The organism is Variovorax sp. J2L1-78 (genome assembly GCF_030317205.1).
GTDB classification, from domain to species: Bacteria; Pseudomonadota; Gammaproteobacteria; order Burkholderiales; family Burkholderiaceae_C; genus Variovorax; species Variovorax arabinosiphilus.
Genome location: NZ_JASZYB010000001.1, coordinates 373,368 through 392,957 on the forward strand (window position 1 = coordinate 373,368; position 19,590 = coordinate 392,957).

Here is a 19,590-nt window from a genome sequence, read left to right on the forward strand (position 1 = left end):
TTCAGGCGGACAACACTTCGATCAGCTCCGTCTCGATCGCCAACTGCGCACGCTGCCCCTGCAGTTCCGGGCCGCTGAGCAGGAAGGTGTCTTCCACCCGCTCGCCGAGCGTCGTGACCTTGGCCAACTGCAGGTGCAGCCGGTGCCGCGCGAGCACCCGCGCGACGGAATAGAGCAGGCCGGCGCGGTCGCTGGCCGAGATGCTCAGCAGCCAGCGCTGTGCCTTCTCGTCGGGCACCAGGTTGATGCGCGGCTGGATCGGGAAGCTGCGCACCCGGCGCGACACGCGGCCTTTGCTGGGGGGCGGCAGGGCGCCGGCCTCGGCCAGGGTCTTCGTGAGGCCGGTCTCGACCATGCTGATCAGGTCGCGGTAGTGCTCGGGCGTGAATGCGGTGACGACCTGGAAGGTGTCCAGCGCGTAGCCGTTGGTGGCGGTGTGCACCTTCGCGTCCAGGATGCTGAACGAAGCCTGGTCGAAGTAGCCGCAGATGCGTGCGAACAGCTCCTGCTGGTCGGGCGTGTAGACCACCACCTGCAGGCCTTCGCCCACCGGGGAGAGGCGCGCCCGAACGATGGGCGGCGCGTGCGGGTCGACCGGTACGTCCTTGTGCGGCACGTGCCGCGACAGCTGCTTGGCGTGCCAGGCGATCTCCGAGGCGTCGTGCCGCATGAAGTAGCCGACGTCGAGCGTTTCCCACAGCGCCTTGTGCACCTCGAAGGGCTGGGCGTGCAGGGCGAGCTGCACCAGTGCCTCGCGCTTGCGCGCTTCGATTTCCGCGTCCGGGTCGGGCAGGTGGCCGCCGAGCGCGCGCGAGGTGTAGCGGTAGAGGTCTTCGAGCAGCTTGCCCTTCCAGGCATTCCACACACGCGGCGAGGTGCCGCGGATGTCGGCGATGGTCAGCAGGTACAGGGCGGTCAGGTAGCGTTCGCTGCCCACGCGCTTGGCAAACGCCGCGATCACGTCGGGGTCGCTCAGGTCCTGCTTCTGCGCCACGGTGCTCATCGTGAGGTGCTCGGTCACCAGGAACTCGATGAGCTTGCTGTCTTCGCGCTCGACGTTGTGCTGCTGGCAGAAGCGGTGCACATCGCGCGCGCCCAGCGTCGAATGGTCGCCGCCGCGGCCCTTGGCGATGTCGTGGAACAGCGCGGCCACGTACAGCACCCACGGTTTGTCCCAGCCGGCCGCGAGCTGCGAGCAGAAGGGGTATTCGTGCGCGTGCTCGGCGATGAAGAAGCGGCGCACGTTGCGCAGCACCATCAGGATGTGCTGGTCGACCGTGTAGACGTGGAACAGGTCGTGCTGCATCTGCCCGACGATGCTGCGGAAGGGCCGCAGGTAACGCCCTAGCACCGAGGTCTGGTTCATCAGCCGGAAGGCGTGCGTGATGCCGCGCGGCTCCAGCAGCATCCGCATGAAGGTGATGTGGTTCACCCGGTCGTTGCGGAACTTGCTGTCCATCACCGAGCGCGCGTTGTAGAGCGCCCGCAGCGTCCGGGCCGACAGGCCCTTCACGCCGATGGTCTTCTGGTAGAGCAGGAAGGTCTCGAGGATGGCGTGCGGGTCTTTTAGGTACAGGTCGTCGCTCGCCACCTCGATCATCCCGGCCTTCTCGAAGAAGCGGTCGTTGATGCGGGTGGGTTCTTCGGCCTGCGGCTGGAGCCGCTCGGCGATGTTGAGCAGCAGGATCTGCGTGAGCTGCGTCACCGCCTTGGCGGCCCAGTAGTAGCGGCGCATGAGCGCCTCGCTCGCCTTGCGCTGCGACAGGGCCTCGTAGCCGAAGGTGGCGGCCACGGCCGTCTGCAGGTCGAACACCAGCCGGTCCTCGCGGCGGTTGGCCGTGACATGCAGGCGCGCGCGGATCAGGCTCAGCAGCGCCTCGTTGCGCTTGATCTGCTGCACTTCGAAGGCGGTGGCCAGGCCGTTCTTGGCCAGATCTTCCCAGCGGCGGCCGAAGCCGGCGGCCTTGGTCATCCACAGCACCGTCTGCAGGTCGCGCAGGCCGCCGGGCGATTCCTTGCAGTTGGGTTCGAGCGCGTAGGGCGTGTCGTCGAACTTGTGGTGCCGGTGCCGCATTTCCTGCGACTTGGCCGCGAAGAAGGCCTGGGGGTCGATGGCGGTGCAGAAGCGCTTGCGGAACGCCGTGTACAGCTTCTTGTCGCCGGTGATCAGGCGCGACTCGAGCAGCGAGGTCTGGACGGTGACGTCCTTGTCCGCTTCGTCCAGGCATTCGCCCAGGGTGCGCACGCTCGAGCCGATCTCCAGGCCCACGTCCCAGCAGCGGCCGATGAAGGCCTCGAGCCGCGCCGGCTCGATGTTCGACGCATGCACCTCCGGTAGCAGCAGCAGCACGTCGACGTCGGAATAGGGGAAGAGCTCGCCGCGCCCGAAGCCGCCGACCGCGACCAGCGCGAGGTCGTTGCCGAAGCCCGCATCGTTCCAGAGCGCGGTCAGGGCCTCGTCCGCGAAAGTGGCGAGCTGTCGCAACACCTGGTGCACGCTGCGCGTGGGCGCATTGCCGTGCTGCAAGGTGTCGAACAGCGCCATCTTCTGTGCGCGGTAGACCTCGCGCAACGACGGCACGTCGACCGTGGTGGCGACTTCGATCACGCCAGCACTCCGGCGCTCAGGTGGCCGTCGACGTGACGAAGGGCGGGGGCGGCGGGCTGCCGGCCGACAGGGTCAGCACCTCGTAGCCGGTCTCGGTGACCAGCACGCTGTGTTCCCACTGCGCCGACAACGAGTGGTCGCGCGTGACGATGGTCCAGCCGTCGTACTGGCCGCCCTTGGCGTCTTCCTTGATGTCGCGCTTGCCGGCATTGATCATCGGCTCGATCGTGAAGATCATGCCCGGCTCGAGCCGTTCCATGGTGCCCGGCCGGCCGTAGTGCAGCACCTGCGGCTCCTCGTGGAACTTGCGGCCCACACCGTGGCCGCAGAACTCGCGCACCACCGAATAGCCGTTGCCTTCGGCGAATTTCTGGATCGCATGGCCGACGTCGCCCAGGTGGCCGCCGGGGCGCACCTGCAGGATGCCCTGCCACATCGCCTCGTAGGTGACCTGGCACAGGCGCTTGGCAGCGATGGACGCATCGCCGACGATGAACATCCGGCTGTTGTCGCCGAACCAGCCGTCCTTGATGACGGTGACATCGATGTTCATGATGTCGCCCTTCTTCAGGGGCTTGTCGTTCGGGATGCCGTGGCACACCACGTGGTTGACCGAGGTGCAGAGCGACTTGGGGAAGGGCGTGCTGCTCGCGCCCAGGTAGCCCACCGTGGCCGAGGTGGTGCCTTGCTTGGCCATGTACTCGGCGGCCAGGCGGTCGATTTCGTTCGTGGTGACGCCGGGCTTCACGAAGGGGGTCAGGTAATCCAGCACCTCCGAGGTCAGGCGGCCGACCGTGCGCATGGCGGCGATGCCGGCTGCGTCGTTCAGGGTAATACTCATCCCGCGATTATCCCATTCGGCACCCGCGCTGCCCGGCGGTGCGGCGCATGACCTCTGCGCGCTCGCGGGGTGCCGGCCCGGGCGGCCGGGCCGGCCGCGGTCGCCTAAAATTCCGGGTTTCCACGGACGGCCCCAGTCAGCGGCCGTCCAGCGTGTTTCTTCATTCACCTTCAGCCAGCCGGCCCCCGCCGGCCCATTCGACCGTGACGCAGCCATCCCACACCGCCCAACCCGTCGTGACCGTGTTCGAGGGGGGCAGCGCACTCAGCGACTTCCGGGCCCGCCAGCTCCTGCCGAAGCTGCAGGCGGTCGAGCCGAAAATCGAGGCGATCTCCGCCCGTTTCGTCCACCTGGTCGTTACCGACGCGGCGCCCGATGCGGCGGCCCGCGAGCGCTTCGCTGCGCTCCTGACCTACGGCGAGCCCTTCGCCGCGCCCAAGGCGTCGACCGAACTGATCGTCACGCCCCGCCTGGGCACCGTGTCGCCCTGGGCCTCGAAAGCCACCGACATCGCCCACAACTGCGGCCTGGCGCTGCGCCGGGTCGAACGCGTCACGCAGGTCCACCTGAGCCTGAAGGCGCCGCTGATCGGTAAGGCGCCGGTGCTCGACGGCGACAAGCGGCTGGCCGTGGCGGCGCTGCTGCACGACCGCATGACTGAATCAGTGCTGCCCGGCCTCGACGGCGCCGCAGCGCTGTTCGCCGAGCTGGACGCCCAGCCGATGGCGCAGGTCGACGTGCTGGCCGGCGGCCGTGCGGCCCTCGTCTCGGCCAACAGCACCTTCGGCCTGGCGCTGGCCGAGGACGAGATCGACTACCTGGTCGATGCCTTCACCCGGCTCGGCCGCAACCCGAGCGACGTCGAGCTGATGATGTTCGCGCAGGCCAACAGCGAGCACTGCCGCCACAAGATCTTCAACGCCGACTTCGTGATCGACGGGGAAAAGCAGCCGATCAGCCTGTTCGGCATGATCCGCAACACCGAGAAGCTGAGCCCGCAGCACACCGTGGTCGCCTACGCCGACAACGCGTCGATCATGGAAGGCACGCAGATCGAACGCTTCGTGGCGGCCGATGGCGCCGCCAGCGGCAGCTACCAGAAGCAGGGCGCGCTGAGCCACGTCCTGATGAAGGTCGAGACGCACAACCACCCGACCGCGATCTCCCCGTTCCCGGGGGCCTCGACCGGTGCCGGCGGCGAGATCCGCGACGAGGGTGCGACCGGCCGCGGCTCCAAGCCCAAGGCCGGCCTGACCGGCTTCACCGTGTCGAAGCTCTGGCCGGAAGACGGCCACTACGGCAAGCCCGCGCACATCGCCAGCCCGCTGCAGATCATGACCGAGGGCCCGCTGGGTGGCGCCGCCTTCAACAACGAATTCGGCCGGCCGAACCTGCTGGGCTACTTCCGCGAGTACGAACAGGCGATCGCGAGCGACACCGACACGGTGCACCGTGGCTACCACAAGCCCATCATGATCGCGGGCGGGCTCGGCAGCATCGACGCCGACCAGACCGAGAAGATCCTCTTCCCCGCTGGCTCGCTGCTGATCCAGCTCGGCGGCCCCGGCATGCGCATCGGGATGGGCGGCAGCGCCGCCAGTTCGATGGCGACTGGCGCGAACGCGGCCGAACTCGACTTCGACTCGGTGCAGCGCGGCAACCCGGAAATCGAGCGTCGCGCGCAGGAGGTCATCAACCATTGCTGGCAGCAAGGCGCCGCGAACCCGATCTTGGCCATCCACGACGTGGGCGCGGGCGGCCTGTCGAATGCCTTCCCCGAACTGACCAACGATGCCGGCCGTGGCGCGCGCTTCGACTTGCGCGGCGTGCCGCTCGAAGAGTCGGGCATGGCGCCGAAGGAAATCTGGTGCAACGAGAGTCAGGAGCGCTACGTGCTGGCCATCGCGCCGGAGTCGCTGGCGCAGTTCAAGGCCTTCTGCGAGCGCGAGCGCTGCCCGTTCGCGGTGGTCGGCGTGGCGACCGAAGAGCGCCAGCTGCGCCTGGTCGATGAGGGCGCCGACGTGCAGCCCGTCGACATGCCGATGGACGTGCTGCTCGGCAAGCCGCCGAAGATGCTGCGCGACGTGAAGACCGTCGCGCGCCGGTTCACGCCGCTCGATCTGACCGGCGTCGAACTGCAGAAGGCCGCCATCGACGTGCTGTCGCACCCGACGGTCGCGTCCAAGCGCTTCCTCATCACCATCGGCGATCGCACCGTCGGCGGAATGAGCCACCGCGACCAGATGGTCGGCCCGTGGCAGGTGCCCGTGGCCGATTGCGCTGTCACGCTGGCCGACTACAGCGGCTTCGCCGGCGAGGCGATGAGCATGGGCGAGCGCACGCCGCTGGCCGCGCTCGACGCGCCGGCCTCCGGCCGCATGGCGGTGGCCGAGGCCATCACCAACCTGTTGGCCGCGCCCATCGAACTCTCACGCGTCAAGCTGTCGGCCAACTGGATGGCGGCCTGCGGCGAGCCCGGCGAAGACGCCGCGCTGTACGAGACGGTGAAGGCGGTCGGCCTGGAGCTGTGCCCGGCGCTGGGCATCTCGATTCCGGTCGGCAAGGATTCGCTCTCGATGCGTACGCAGTGGTCGGTTGGCGACCAGAAAAAGAAGGTCACTTCGCCGGTCAGCCTGATCGTCACCGCCTTCGCCACGCTGGCCGACGTGCGCGGCACGCTCACGCCGCAGCTCGACCGCGACGAGGCCGACACCACGCTGGTGCTGATCGACCTGGGCCGCGGCCAGCACCGCATGGCCGGCAGCATCCTGGCGCAGACGCTGGGGCAGAGCGGCGACACGGTCCCTGATCTGGACCATCCGGAAGACCTGGTGAACCTGGTCAAGGCCGTGAACGCGCTGCGCGCCGACGGCAAGATCCTCGCGATGCACGACCGCAGCGACGGCGGCCTGTTCGCCACCGCCTGCGAGATGGCCTTCGCCGGCCACGTCGGCGTGGCGCTGAACGTCGACATGCTGGTCACCGAGGGCGACGGCATCTCCGACAGCCGCATGGAAACCGGCGACGCCAAGAACTGGGCACAGCAGGTCAGCGCGCGCCGCGAAGAGCTCACGCTCAAGGCGCTATTCAGCGAAGAACTGGGCATGGTGCTGCAGGTGCGCACCGCGGAGCGCAACGAGGCGATGCAGGTGCTTCGCGCCCATGGCCTGAGCGCGCACAGTCACTTCGTCGGCAAGACCCGGTCCGATGCCTCAACGATGGACGTCGGCAAGGGCAAGCTCGAAGTCTGGCGCGACGCCAAGTCGGTGTTCAGCGCCAACCTGCACGACCTGCACCAGGTGTGGGACTCGGTCAGCTGGAAGATCGCCCGCGAGCGCGACAACCCGGCCTGCGCCGATTCGGAACACGCCGCGGCCGGCGTGCCCCAGGACCCGGGCGCGCACGTGTCGCTCGCTGCGGGCGCCGTCGACGCGTCGATCACCGCGTCTTTCCTGAACCTGGCGGCGCGGCCGCGGGTCGCGATCCTGCGCGAGCAGGGTGTCAACTCGCACGTCGAGATGGCCTACGCCTTCACCGAGGCCGGCTTCGAGGCCCACGACGTCCACATGACCGACCTGCAGACCGGCCGCGCCGACTTGGCCCACTTCCAGGGCGTGGTCGCCTGCGGCGGCTTCAGCTATGGCGACACCCTGGGCGCGGGCATCGGCTGGGCGCGCAGCATCACCTTCAACCCCAAGCTGTCGGACCAGTTCCAGGCCTTCTTCGGCCGGGGCGATACCTTCGGCCTGGGCGTGTGCAACGGCTGCCAGATGTTCGCCGAGCTGGCCGACATCATCCCGGGCGCCGAAGCCTGGCCGCGCTTCACCACCAACCAGAGCGAGCGCTTCGAGGCGCGGCTGTCGATGGTCGAGGTGCTCGAATCGCCGAGCATCTTCTTCGGCGGCCTGGCCGGCAGCCGCCTGCCGATCGCGGTGGCGCACGGCGAGGGCTACGCGAACTTCAAGCACCGCGGCGACGCCACGAAGGCCATCGCGGCCATGCGCTATGTCGACAACCACGGCCAGCCCACCGAGCAGTATCCGTTCAACCCGAATGGCAGCGCCGGTGGCCTGACGGCGGTGACGACGGCCGACGGCCGCTTCACGGCGGTGATGCCGCACCCGGAACGGGTGTTCCGCAACATCCAGATGAGCTGGACCTCGGGCGACAAGAGCGATTTCAGCCCCTGGATGCAGATCTGGCGCAACGCCCGCAAGTGGGTGGGTTGAGGCGACCCGGGTTTTCTCTGGTTTCGTGTGCGCTGGCGCACCGCTTTCGGTGACTCAAAGGGTTGCCGGCGGCGCGTGTGTTCGATGATCGGGTCATGCTGAATCGCCGTGACTTCGTGGGCGCCCTGGGCGCCGTCCTTCCGCTGGCCGATGGGCTGGCGGCCGAGCCCTTCCGGGCGCTGAAGAAGTCGCCCCGCATGCCGGTGCTCTTTCTCGGCCACGGCAGCCCGATGAACGCCGTCGGCGACAACGCCTACCGGCGCAGCTGGCAGGCGCTGGGGGCGGAGTTCGGCCGCACCTACCCGACGCCGCAACTGATCCTGTGCGTGTCCGCGCACTGGCTCACGCGCGGCGGCTGGTTCCTCACCGGCATGGCGAAGCCGAAGACCATCCACGACTTCGGCGGCTTTCCGCAGGAACTGTTCGACCAGCAGTTCCCGGCGCCCGGCGCACCCGCCGCGGCGGCGGAGATCGCCCAGGCGGTGCGCCAACCCGTGAGCGGCGCGGCGCTCGGCATCGACCCCGAGGAGTGGGGTTTCGACCATGGCACCTGGTCGGTGCTCAAGCCGATGTTCCCGAAGGCGCAGATTCCCGTGGTGCAGCTCGGCATGGACTACGGCCGCGCGCCGGCCGAGCACGCCATGCTCGGCCAGCAACTCAAGGCGCTGCGCGAACGCGGTGTGCTGATCGTCGGCAGCGGCAACCTCGTGCACAACCTGCGCGTGACGCGTCGTGGCACCGCGCCGAACCAGGCCTACGACTGGGCGCACGAGTTCGACCGCGTAGTGGCCGGCCAACTGGAGAAGGGCGACCTCGCCGCGCTGCCACGCTTCCAGTCGCTGGGGGCGCTGGCGCAGCAGGCCCACCCGACGCACGAGCACTACCTGCCGCTGCTCTACGCCGCCGGTGCGGTCGATGCCGGCAAGGAAGCGCCGCGCTTTTTCAACGCCGATTTCCAGTCGGCGTCGATTTCGATGCGCTCGGTGATCTGGGCATGAAAAAAGCGGCCCGCAGGCCGCTCTTCCGATTCGCTTGAGAGCAGGTCGTTATTCGACCTTCGCCTTCGCGCGCAGTTCTTCCTGGTACTTCTGCAGGCGCTGCTGCTGCAGCTGCTGCGTAACCTGCGGCTTCACTTCTTCCAGCTTCGGCAGCTGCGCCTGGCGGATGTCGTCGACGCGGATGATGTGGTAGCCGAACTGCGACTTCACCGGTGCCGGCGTGGTCTCGCCCTTGTTGAGCTTGATCATGGCTTCCGAGAACTCGGGCACGAAGCTCGCCGGGTTGGCCCAGTCGAGGTCGCCGCCGTTGGCGCCCGATCCCGGGTCCTTGCTCTGCTTCTTGGCGATGTCCTCGAACTTCGCGCCCTTCTTCAGGTCGGCCAGGATCTTCTTGGCCTGGTCTTCGGTCTCGACCAGGATGTGGCGCGCCTTGTACTCCTTGCCGCCGTTGGCCGCGACGAACTTGTCGTACTCGGCCTGCACGTCGGCGTCGGTCACCGGGTTGGTCTTGCGTTGGTTCTCGAACAGCGTGCGGATCAGGATCGCCTGGCGCGCGAGTTCGAGCTGGTTGCGGTACTCGTCGCTGGTGTCCAGGCCCTGCTTCTGGGCTTCCTGCATGAAGACCTCGCGCGCGATGACTTCCTCGCGCAGCTGCGGTTCCATCTCGGGGGTGACGGGGCGGCCGGCACCGGCGAGTTGTTGGGCCAGCACGTCCAGGCGGGCCTTGGGCACGGCCTTGCCGTTGACGATGGCGACGTTCTGCGCGAACGCGCCGACAGCGGCGGCGCTCAGCACGACGGCGGCGGCCAGGGTCTTGAGGGTGTGTTGCTTCATGGGAGGGATGGGGTCCTGGGGACTCGCAGGGTGATGGCGCGAAAAACGCGGGGATGAAAGACGAAGTCGCGTGCCGCCGTGGGATCGGGGAGGGTGCTCAAGGGCAGGGGACGGATGAACGGCGGACTCAGCGCGTTTCGATGGCGATGGCGTGGACGCCTTCGGCGATGAAAAAGTGCAGCGCATCATACACAAGGCGATGCCGCGCCACGCGCGATCGGCCGTCGAACAAGGGGGAGGCGACACGCACCCGGAAGTGCGTGCCGTAGCCCTCTGTGCCGGCCCCCGCGTGGCCCGCGTGCGCGGCGCTTTCGTCGATCACCTCGAGCGCGCTGGGCTGCAGCTTCTCGCGCAGCGTGGCCTCGAGGTCGGCAGCGGTGTAGAGCGTCATGCGGCGGGCGTGTCTTCGGACTTGAGGTGCGGCGAGATGTACAGCCCCTGCGCGATCAGGAAGACGATCGGGAAGGCGTAGCCCCACAGCTTGAAGTTCACCCATGCCTCGGTGCTGAAATACAGCGCTACGTAGGCATTGATGACGGACATGAACACGCAATAGAGGATCCATGCGACGTTCAGGTGCGTCCAGATGCGCTGCGGCAACTGGAGTTGCGCACCCAGCATGACCTGCAGGAAGTTCTTCCGGAAGCCCCACAGCGCCACGGCCAGCGCCACCGCCATGGCGCCGTACAGCACCGTTGGCTTCCACTTGATGAAGCGATCGTCGTGCAGCACCAGCGTGAGCGTACCGAACAGCAGGATCAGCACCAGCGTGGCCTTCTGCATGGTCGGCAGCTTGCGGTCGATGGCATAGATGATCACGGACTGCAGCACGGTGGCGCCCATCAGCACGGCGGTCGCCACGTAGATGTCGGCGAGCTTGTACGCGCCGAAGAACAGCAGGATCGGAAAGAAGTCGAGGAGCAGTTTCATGCGGGGCGGGGTGCAGGGCAGGTGCGCGAAGGTGGTCGATCAGCCCTTGCTGGGTTCGAAGCTCAGCGAGGCCGAATTCATGCAGTAGCGTAACCCGGTCGGCGCGGGGCCGTCCGGGAACACATGGCCCAGGTGCGCGCCGCAGTTGGTGCAAACGTTCTCGGTGCGCGTCATGCCGTGCGAGCGGTCGACGATGTTGGTGATGGCGCCTGGCACCGCTTCTTCCGAGAAGCTGGGCCAGCCGCAGCCCGCGTCGAACTTGGTGCCCGACTCGAAGAGCTTGGCGCCGCAACACACGCAGTGGTAGCTGCCGTCGTCCCAGTGGGCTTCGTACTTGCCGGTGAAGGGGCGCTCGGTGGCGGCGTGGCGCGTGACCTGGAAGGCAACCGGTTCGGCGCCTTTCTCGGCCAGCTCGGCCTTCCATTCGGCATCGGTCTTCTGGATCTTGGGAGTGAAAGCGGAAGTCATGAGGAGCAGCTGATTTCGATGGTGGACGCCCAGTCGGGCGGAAAGCCGGCGTAGGCCTCGAAGCCGGCGTGTTCGTCAGATGGGGATGCGAGCAGCGTCAGCAAGGTCGCGACGCCCGAGAAGTCCTTTTGCTGGGCCGCTTCGATCGCCTGCTGGCCCAGGTGGTTCCGCAGCACGTACTTGGGGTTGGCGGCGCGCATCCGGGCCGCGGCGTCGGCCGACGGCGTCGAAGCGCGCTGCGCGGCGTACAGCGGCAGCCAGGCATCGATGCCGGTGGGGTCGATGAACAGGTCGCGCACCGGTGTGAAGTCGCCGCTGCCCACCGCGTCGGACAGCCGCCGCCAGAAGATCGTCCAGTCGGTGCGTTCGGCGGCCAGGAGGCGCAGCACGGCGTCGACCAGGCCGCGGTCCGCGCTCTCGCCGTCCGGCAGGCCGAGCTTGCGGGCCATGCGCTGGTCGAACGCGCGCGGGAACACGGTCTTGTACGACGCCAACGCGGCGATGGCGATGTCCTGCTCACCGATCAGTGGCAGCAGCGCCTGCGCCAGGCAGTGCAGGTTCCAGTAGGCCACGTTGGGCTGCTGGTTGAAGGCGTAGCGGCCACCCGTGTCGCTGTGGTTGCAGATATGCGCGGGGTCGAAGCCGTCGAGAAACTGGAAGGGGCCGTAGTCGATGGTGAGCCCGAGGATGCTCATGTTGTCGGTGTTCATCACGCCGTGGCAGAAGCCCACCGCCTGCCATTGCGCGAGCAGCGCCGCGGTGCGCTCGCTCACGGCTTCCAGGAAGGCGGCGTAGGCATTGCCGCCGAAGCGCTCCGTCGCGCGGCAGTCCGGGTAGTAGCGGTCGATCACGTAGTCGGCCAGCTGGCGCAGTTCGTCGATGCGGTCGTTGGCGGCGAAGTGCTCGAAATGGCCGAAGCGGATGAAGCTCGGCGCTACGCGGGTCACGACCGCGGCGGTTTCGATCTCCTCGCGGCGCACGCGTTGGTCGGAGCCGGTCACCGCCAGCGCGCGCGTGGTCGGGATGCCCAGGCCGTGCATCGCCTCGCTGCAGAGGAATTCGCGGATGCTCGAACGCAGCACGGCGCGCCCGTCGCCCATGCGGGAGTAGGGTGTGCGTCCGGCGCCCTTGAGCTGTACCTCGAGCCCGCGTTCGGTTTCCCCGAGCAGGATGGCCCGGCCGTCGCCGAGCTGGCCGGCCCACACGCCGAACTGGTGCCCGCTGTAGACGCTCGCGAGCGGCGCCATGCCCGGCAGGAGCGCATTGCCGGTCAGCACGTCCAGCGCCTCATCGGACACCAGCCAGTCGGCATCGACGCCCAATTGCCGCGCCACATCGTCGCTGCGGCCGACCCAGTAGGGCGCTGGCAACGGCGTCGGCTGCAGCGGCGTGAAGAAGGCCGGCCCCAGGGCGCGGAAGCCGTCGATCCAGTGCAGGCCCGAGGCCGCGGCGGTGGTGCTGTCGTCCACGAGCAGGTTCATGGCCCGATTGTCCCGCAGCCCCCGAAACCCCGTTTCCGGAAGGCCATGCGCGCCGGCTGCCTCCGGCGCGACAGCGCTACGGGCATTCCCCCATCGGCGCCATGCTGCGGTGCGCAATACTCGCCCATCTTTTTGCGCATTGAGATGAAGGAGCCGCACCGATGCTGGGTTTGATGCAAGACCAACCATTGCTGATCTCGTCGTTGATCGAGTTCGCCGAACGCCACCACGGCGACGGTGAGATCGTGTCGCGGCGGGTCGAAGGCGACGTCCACCGCTACACCTGGGCCGACGTGGCACGCCGCGCGCGCCAGGTGGCCAACGCGCTGGAAGGCGAGGATCTGCTCTTCAGCGACCGCATCGCCACGCTGGCGTGGAACGGCTACCGGCACCTCGAGCTGTATTACGGTGTCTCGGGCTCGGGCCGCGTGCTGCACACCATCAACCCGCGCCTGCATCCGGACCAGATCGTCTGGATCGCCAACCATGCCGAAGACCAGATCCTGTGCTTCGACCTGAACTTCCTGCCGCTGGTGCAGGCGGTCCATGCGCGCTGCCCCACGATCAAGCGCTGGATCGCGCTGTGCGACGCCGACAAGCTGCCGGCCGACAGTGGCATCCCCGGTCTCCTGAGCTACGAGGCCTGGATGGGCGACCGATCCACCGACTACCCCTGGCCGCGCTTCGACGAGAACTCGGCGTCCAGCATGTGCTACACGAGCGGCACCACCGGCAACCCGAAGGCCGCGCTCTACAGCCACCGCTCGACGCTGCTGCACGCCTACGCCGCCGCACTGCCCGACGTGATGGGCATCTCGGCGCGCGATTCGGTGTTGCCGGTCGTGCCGATGTTCCACGTCAACGCCTGGGGCATTCCGTACTCGGCCGCGCTGACCGGCTGCAAGCTCGTCTTTCCCGGGCCGGCGCTCGACGGCAAGTCGGTGTACGAGCTGATCGAAGCCGAAGGCGTGACCTACGCCGCCGGCGTGCCGACCGTCTGGCAAATGCTGCTGACGCACATGAAGCCGGGTGGCCTGCGCTTCTCGACGCTCAAGCGCACGGTGATCGGCGGCTCGGCCTGCCCGCCGGCCATGATCCATGCCTTCCAGCAGGACTACGGGGTGGACGTGCTCCACGCCTGGGGCATGACCGAGATGAGCCCGCTGGGCACGCTGTGCACCCTGAAAAACAAGCACCTGACGATGCCGGCCGATGCGCAGGACGCGATCCGCCAGAAGCAGGGCCGCGCCATCTTCGGCGTCGACATGAAGATCGTCGACGGCAACGGCGACGAACTACCCTGGGACGGCAAGGCTTCCGGCGACCTACTGGTCAAGGGGCCGTGGATCGTCAAGGAGTACTTCAAGGGCGAGGGCGGCGACCCGCTGGTGCCCGACGCACAGGGTCACGGGTGGTTCCCGACCGGCGACGTCGCCACCATCGACGCCGACGGTTTTCTGCAGATCACCGATCGCAGCAAGGACGTGATCAAGTCGGGCGGCGAATGGATCAGCTCCATCGACATCGAGAACATCGCGGTGGCGCACCCGGCCGTGCTGATGGCGGCCTGCATCGGCGTGGCCCACCCGAAGTGGGACGAGCGGCCGGTGGTGGCGGTGGTCAAGCGGCCGGGCGCCGAGCTCACGCGCGAAGAGCTGCTGAAGTTCTACGAGGGCAAGACGGCCAAGTGGCAGATCCCCGACGACGTGCTGTTCGTCGAGGCCATTCCGCTCGGGGCGACCGGCAAGATCCTGAAGACCAAGCTGCGCGAGCAGTTCAAGGACTATCGGCTGCCAGGCCTGTGAACTTGCTACCGTGCGGTAGATCGCACTGCCGCGCTGGAGACATCCAGGCGCTCGTGGGCGGCGATGTTGCGGGCAATCCCTGAGAGGAGTGCCCCCAAAGACTTGTAATCTCGATCGCGGTTCGAACACCGACGCAGGAGACACAAGATGCCCTATCGATTGAAGTTCCGAGTGAAGTTTCTCGCCGCCTCGCTCATCGCCGCGCATGCCGTCGGCGCCTGGGCCCAAAAGGGCGAAACCGTGAAGATCGCCTGGCTCGATCCGTTGTCGGGCCTCATGGCCGCGGTGGGCACGAACCAGCTCAAGACCTTCCAGTTCCTGGCGGAGGAGTTCAACAAGAAGAACGCCGCCGACGTGAAGTTCGAGATCATCGGCATCGACAACAAGCTGAGCCCGCAGGAAACCACCAGCGCGCTGCGCTCGGCCATGGACCAAGGCGCCCGTTACGTGGTGCAGGGCAACGGCTCCGGCCCGGCGCTGGCCATCATCGATGCGCTCGAGAAGCACAACGCCCGCAACCCGGGCAAGGAAGTGCTCTACATCAACTATGCGGCGGTCGACCCCGACCTGACCAACAGCAAGTGCAGCTACTGGCACTTCCGGCTCGACGCCGACACCTCGATGAAGATGGAGGCGCTGACCACCTTCATGAAGGAGCAGCCCGACATCAAGAAGGTGTACCTGATCAACCAGAACTACTCGCACGGCCAGCAGGTCTCGAAGTTCGCCAAGGAAAACCTCAAGGTCAAGCGGCCCGATGTGCAGATCGTCGGCGACGACCTCCACCCGCTGGCCCAGGTGCGCGACTTCGCACCCTACATCGCGAAGATCAAGCAGTCGGGCGCCGACACGGTGATCACGGGCAACTGGGGGTCCGACCTGGCGCTGCTCATCAAGGCGTCGAACGACTCGGGCCTGAACGTCAAGTTCTACACCTACTACGCCGTGACCACCGGCACGCCGACGGCCATGGGCGCCGCGTCGGACGGCAAGGTCTATCAGGTGGGCTACAGCCACTACAACGCGCCCGGCGTGATGGTGCCGCTGATGACCGAGTACAAGAAGCGCTTCAACGACGACATGTACACCACCGACATCTACACCGTCTATGCGATGCTCGCCGAAGCCTTCGTGCGTACCAAGTCGACCGAGCCGGTGAAGGTGGCCGCGGCAATGGAGGGCATGAAGTTCAAAAGCTTCAACGGCGACGTCGAGATGCGCAAGGCCGACCACCAGTTGCAGCAGGGCCTCTACATCACGCGATGGCAGAAGGTCGACGCGAAGAACCCCTACAGTCCGGAGAACACCGGCTACACGCTGGCGCCGGTCAAGTTCTACGAAGCCTACGTGGCCAGTACGCCGACCAGCTGCCAGATGAAACGGCCCTGAGGCGCACAAGCGCACGAGCGCGAAGGCCCGACGTCGTGACGCGGGCCTTTTTGTTTTAACCCCCGCACAGGGAACGATCGAGCGTCTATCAACGTGGAATTCTTTGCCATCTCGCTGCTCAACGGTGTCGCCTACGGGCTGCTGCTGTTCATGCTCAGCTCGGGCCTCACGCTGATCTTCAGCATGATGGGCGTGCTGAACTTCGCGCATACCAGCTTCTACATGCTGGGTGCCTACCTGGCGTACACCATCTCAGGCATCGTGGGCTTCTGGCCGGCGCTGGTGCTCGCGCCGCTGGCGGTCTTCGCACTGGGCGCGGCCTTCGAGCGCTACAGCCTGCGGCGGGTGCACAAGTTCGGCCATGTGCCTGAACTGCTCGTCACCTTCGGGCTGTCCTACCTGATCCTGGAGGTCGTGCAGTTGCTGTGGGGCCGCTCGACGGTGCCGTACGGCCTCCCGACGCAACTGCAGGGCCCGCTCTTCACGCTCTACGGCACCCAGTTCCCCAAGTCGCGCTCCTTCATCATGGCGGTGGCCCTGCTGATGCTGCTGGCGGTGTGGCTGCTGCTGACGCGCACGCGCATCGGGCTCGTCATCCAGGCGGCGCTCAAGCACCCCGAGATGGTCGAGGCGCTGGGCCACAACGTGCCCCGCGTCTTTATGCTGGTGTTCGGTGGCGGCGCGGCGCTGGCGGGGCTGGCCGGCGTGATCGGCGGCAACACCTACATCACCGAGCCGGCCATGGCGGCATCCGTCGGCTCGATCATCTTCGTGGTGGTGGTGGTCGGCGGCATGGGCTCGCTGGCCGGCGCCTTCCTGGCATCGCTGCTGATCGGCATCATCCAGACCTTCGCCGTGGCGATGGACTATTCGATGGCGACGGCACTCCAGGGCCTGGGCGTGGCCGTCACCGACCAGACCTTCGGCTACGAGCTCATGAAGCTCACCGTCTCGCAGGTGGCCCCCATCCTGCCGTACCTGTTCCTGGTGCTGATCCTGATCTTCCGCCCCAAGGGGCTGCTCGGCACCCGTGAAGACTAAGGATGAAGCACCACCCTCGAAGCGCCTGCGGCGCCTCCCCCTCGAGGGGGCGATACCAGCGGCCCGGCAAAGCCGGTTCCGCGGCATCCCTGGTCTTTGGCCGCGCCAGGCTTATGTGTTGTGTGCCACGCGATGGCGTGGTGGAAAACTGAGATGAATGCTCTTGCCCCCTCGTCGGCGCCGACGCGCTACTACCGTTTCGCGCCCTGGAACATCGGCCGCTGGCTGATCTGGTCGCTGTTCGCTGTCGCGCTCATCGTGGCGCCGATGCTGTTCCGCAGCAGCCTGGCGCTGACCATGCTCTCGCAGATCGGCTACCTCATCATCATCTGCCTGAGCTACAACATGCTGCTGGGGCAGGGCGGCATGCTGAGTTTCGGCCATGCGGTCTACACGGGACTCGGCTCCTTCATCGCCATCCACACGATGAACCTCGCCGCCAAGGGCAGCCTGCCGGTGCCCCTGGTGCTGATCCCGCTGGTCGGCGGGCTCGGCGGCATGTTCTTCGCCATCCTCTTCGGCTACGTGACGACCAAGAAGGCGGGCACGACCTTCGCGATGATCACGCTGGGCATCGGTGAACTCGTGGCGTCGATGGCGCTGATGTTCCCGACCTTCTTCGGTGGCGAAGGCGGCATCACCACCAACCGCGTGTACGGCACGCCGTTCCTCGGCCTGACCTTCGGCCCGCAGATCCAGGTGTATTACCTGATCGCGGCGTACTGCTTCGTCTGCACCGCCCTCATGTACGCCTTCACCGGCACGCCGCTCGGGCGCATCCTGAATGCGGTGCGCGACAACCCGGAACGCGTGGAGTTCATCGGCTACAACACGCAGCGCGTGCGCTACACCGCCTTCATCATCGCGGGCTTCTTCGCCGGCGTCGGCGGCGGGCTGGCGTCGATCAATTTCGAGATCGTGAACGCGGCCGACAGCCTGAACGGCATTCGCTCGGGCGGGTACCTGCTCTTCACCTTCCTGGGCGGCGCGACCTTCTTCTTCGGCCCGATCATCGGTGCGGTGCTGCTGGTGTTCGCATCGATCCTGCTGTCGGAACTGAGCAAGGCCTGGCTGCTGTACCTGGGCCTGGTCTTCCTCTTCATGGTGATGTTCGCACCGGGCGGCGTGGCCAGCTTGGTCATGATGAACCTGCGGGTCGCCAAGTTCGGCAGGTTCAAGCCTTTCTGGTCGCTGTACGCCGGGCTGATCGCCACGGGCACCTTGCTGGTCGCGGGCGTGGCCGGCGTGGTCGAGATGATCTATCACATGCAGCTCAATGCCGCGCTCGGTCCGACGCTGCAATTCTTCGGGCTGACGCTCGACACCTCCAGTCCGACGAGCTGGGCGATCGCCATCGGGCTGATGGTGGTGGGGGGTGGCCTGCTCGAGATCGTGCGCCGCCGCTTCGTGCGCACCTGGGGGCAGGCACAGGAGGAGATCGAGCGCGAGATCAAGCGCCGGGAGGTCACGGCATGACCTATGCGCTCGAACTCAAGGACTTGCGCAAGAACTTCGGCAAGACCGAGATCATCCGCGGCGCCAACCTGGCGGTGAACGCGGGCGAGCGCGTCGCCATCATCGGGCCGAACGGCGCGGGCAAGTCGACGCTGTTCAACCTCATCAGCGGCCGGCTGGCGCCGACCAGCGGCGAGGTGCGGCTCAACGGCCAATTGGTCAATGGCCTGCGGCCGTACGAGATCAACCGGCTGGGCCTGTCGCGCAGCTTCCAGATCACCAACATCTTTCCCAAGCTCAGCGTGTTCGAGAACCTGCGCTGCGGCGTGCTGTGGAGCCTGGGCTACCGCTACACCTTCCTGCGCTTCCTGTCGAAGCTGGACGATGCCAACGAGCGGACCGAACAACTCATCCGCCAGGTCGGGCTGGAACGCAAGCGCGACGTGCTGGCGGTGAACCTGACTTATGCCGAGCAGCGCGCGCTGGAGATCGGCGTGACCATCGCCGGCGGCGCCAGCGTCATCCTGCTGGACGAGCCGACCGCCGGCATGAGCAAGACGGAAACTGCGCACTTCATCGCGCTCATCAAGGAGGTGACGGTGGGCCGCACGCTGCTGACGGTGGAGCACGACATGGGCGTGGTGTTCGGCCTGGCCGACCGGATCGCGGTGGTGGTGTATGGCGAAGTGATCGCCTTCGACACGCCGGACGCGGTCCGCGCCAATCCGCGCGTGCAGGAGGCCTACCTGGGCTCTGCCGTGGCCGACGCCCAAGGAGGCCACTGAGATGCTCAAGCTCCAAGACCTGCATGCCTACTACGGCAAGAGCCATGTGCTGCACGGCGTGTCTTTCGAAGTCGGCGCGGGAGAGATCGTCGCGCTGCTCGGGCGCAACGGCTCGGGCCGCTCGACCACCGCCAAGGCCATCATGGGCCTGGTGCATGCCGAGGGTTCGCTGCACTGGAAGGGCCAGGACATCCTGCGCCGCAAGGCCTACGAGGTTGCGCACCTGGGCATCGGCTACGTGCCCGAGAACCGCGACATCTTCCCGAAGCTCACGGTCCACCAGAACCTGCTGTTGGGCCAGAAGGGCAAGGCGGCCGCGAAGAACAGCCGCTGGTCTTTCGACGACATGTACGCGATGTTCCCGCGGCTGAAGGAACGGCAGCACACCGAGGCCGGGGTGCTGTCGGGCGGCGAGCAACAGATGCTCACGCTGTGCCGCACGCTGATGGGCGACCCCGACCTGATCATCATCGACGAGCCGACCGAGGGGCTCGCGCCGAAGATCGTCGAACTGGTCGGCCAATACCTCAAGCGGCTCAAGGACCGGGGGATTTCCGTGCTGCTGATCGAGCAGAAGCTGACCATCGCGATGGCCATTTCCGACCGCGCGCTGGTCATGGGGCACGGCAGCATCGTCTTCGACGGCACGCCCGACAGCCTGCGTGCCGACGCGGCCACGCGCAAGGAATGGCTGGAGGTCTGAAAACCCCGGATTCCCTTTGTCCC

The 19,590-nt window shown here is 67.1% G+C and carries 15 protein-coding genes; 8 read left to right on the top strand and 7 right to left on the bottom strand.

Annotation, left to right across the window (positions count from 1 at the left end; all coding sequences use genetic code 11):
- Position 1: 1 nt before the first annotated feature.
- The gene (locus QTH86_RS01825) at positions 2–2,608 is read right to left on the bottom strand and encodes a [protein-PII] uridylyltransferase (RefSeq protein WP_286646369.1); all 2,607 of its coding nucleotides are present in this window, start codon (positions 2,606–2,608) and stop codon (positions 2–4) included.
- Positions 2,609–2,624: 16 nt separating this feature from the next.
- Positions 2,625–3,449: a type I methionyl aminopeptidase gene (gene map, locus QTH86_RS01830; protein ID WP_286646368.1), complete on the bottom strand. Its 825-nt coding sequence runs from the start codon at positions 3,447–3,449 to the stop codon at positions 2,625–2,627.
- A 203-nt stretch (positions 3,450–3,652) separates the two neighbouring features.
- Between map and purL the strand changes: the two genes are divergently transcribed.
- Together purL and ygiD are read left to right on the top strand one after the other, a co-directional pair.
- Positions 3,653–7,678, top strand: a complete 4,026-nt coding sequence (gene purL, locus QTH86_RS01835; protein ID WP_286646367.1) for a phosphoribosylformylglycinamidine synthase — start codon at positions 3,653–3,655, stop codon at positions 7,676–7,678.
- 95 nt (positions 7,679–7,773) lie between these two features.
- Entirely contained in the window at positions 7,774–8,676 is a 903-nt protein-coding gene (ygiD, locus tag QTH86_RS01840; protein WP_506555346.1) for a 4,5-DOPA-extradiol-dioxygenase, read from the top strand.
- Between the two features lie 48 nt (positions 8,677–8,724).
- Here the strand turns inward: ygiD and QTH86_RS01845 are convergent, their stop codons facing one another.
- The 5 genes from QTH86_RS01845 to QTH86_RS01865 form a co-directional block, all read right to left on the bottom strand.
- Positions 8,725–9,510 (bottom strand): foldase protein PrsA, encoded by a 786-nt coding sequence (locus QTH86_RS01845; RefSeq protein ID WP_286646366.1) that lies wholly within the window; start codon positions 9,508–9,510, stop codon positions 8,725–8,727.
- 127 nt (positions 9,511–9,637) lie between these two features.
- Positions 9,638–9,901 (bottom strand): BolA family protein, encoded by a 264-nt coding sequence (locus QTH86_RS01850; protein ID WP_286646365.1) that lies wholly within the window; start codon positions 9,899–9,901, stop codon positions 9,638–9,640.
- The gene (locus tag QTH86_RS01855; RefSeq protein ID WP_286646364.1) at positions 9,898–10,440 is read right to left on the bottom strand and encodes a septation protein A; all 543 of its coding nucleotides are present in this window, start codon (positions 10,438–10,440) and stop codon (positions 9,898–9,900) included. Before QTH86_RS01855 ends, QTH86_RS01850 begins: the two co-directional genes overlap by 4 nt.
- Positions 10,441–10,479: 39 nt before the next feature.
- Positions 10,480–10,908: a peptide-methionine (R)-S-oxide reductase MsrB gene (msrB, locus tag QTH86_RS01860; RefSeq protein WP_286646363.1), complete on the bottom strand. Its 429-nt coding sequence runs from the start codon at positions 10,906–10,908 to the stop codon at positions 10,480–10,482.
- Positions 10,905–12,389, bottom strand: a complete 1,485-nt coding sequence (locus QTH86_RS01865) for a protein adenylyltransferase SelO (RefSeq protein ID WP_286646362.1) — start codon at positions 12,387–12,389, stop codon at positions 10,905–10,907. The genes msrB and QTH86_RS01865 overlap by 4 nt, the downstream gene beginning before the upstream one ends.
- Before the next feature lie 161 nt (positions 12,390–12,550).
- Here QTH86_RS01865 and QTH86_RS01870 point away from each other — a divergent pair, with 161 nt between their 5' ends.
- From QTH86_RS01870 to QTH86_RS01895, 6 genes are all read left to right on the top strand, one after another.
- Positions 12,551–14,194, top strand: coding sequence for a 3-(methylthio)propionyl-CoA ligase (locus tag QTH86_RS01870; RefSeq protein ID WP_286646361.1), 1,644 nt, complete (start codon positions 12,551–12,553; stop codon positions 14,192–14,194).
- 147 nt (positions 14,195–14,341) lie between these two features.
- The gene (locus tag QTH86_RS01875) at positions 14,342–15,583 is read left to right on the top strand and encodes a branched-chain amino acid ABC transporter substrate-binding protein (RefSeq protein WP_444813537.1); all 1,242 of its coding nucleotides are present in this window, start codon (positions 14,342–14,344) and stop codon (positions 15,581–15,583) included.
- A gap of 87 nt (positions 15,584–15,670) precedes the next feature.
- Positions 15,671–16,624 carry a branched-chain amino acid ABC transporter permease gene (locus QTH86_RS01880; protein WP_286646782.1) on the top strand — a complete coding sequence of 318 codons (954 nt, stop codon included), beginning with the start codon at positions 15,671–15,673 and terminating at the stop codon, positions 16,622–16,624.
- A gap of 153 nt (positions 16,625–16,777) precedes the next feature.
- Positions 16,778–18,100 (top strand): branched-chain amino acid ABC transporter permease, encoded by a 1,323-nt coding sequence (locus tag QTH86_RS01885; protein WP_286646360.1) that lies wholly within the window; start codon positions 16,778–16,780, stop codon positions 18,098–18,100.
- Positions 18,097–18,864, top strand: coding sequence for an ABC transporter ATP-binding protein (locus QTH86_RS01890; RefSeq protein ID WP_286646359.1), 768 nt, complete (start codon positions 18,097–18,099; stop codon positions 18,862–18,864). Before QTH86_RS01885 ends, QTH86_RS01890 begins: the two co-directional genes overlap by 4 nt.
- Position 18,865: 1 nt before the next feature.
- Positions 18,866–19,567, top strand: coding sequence for an ABC transporter ATP-binding protein (locus QTH86_RS01895; protein WP_286646358.1), 702 nt, complete (start codon positions 18,866–18,868; stop codon positions 19,565–19,567).
- Positions 19,568–19,590 lie beyond the last annotated feature (23 nt).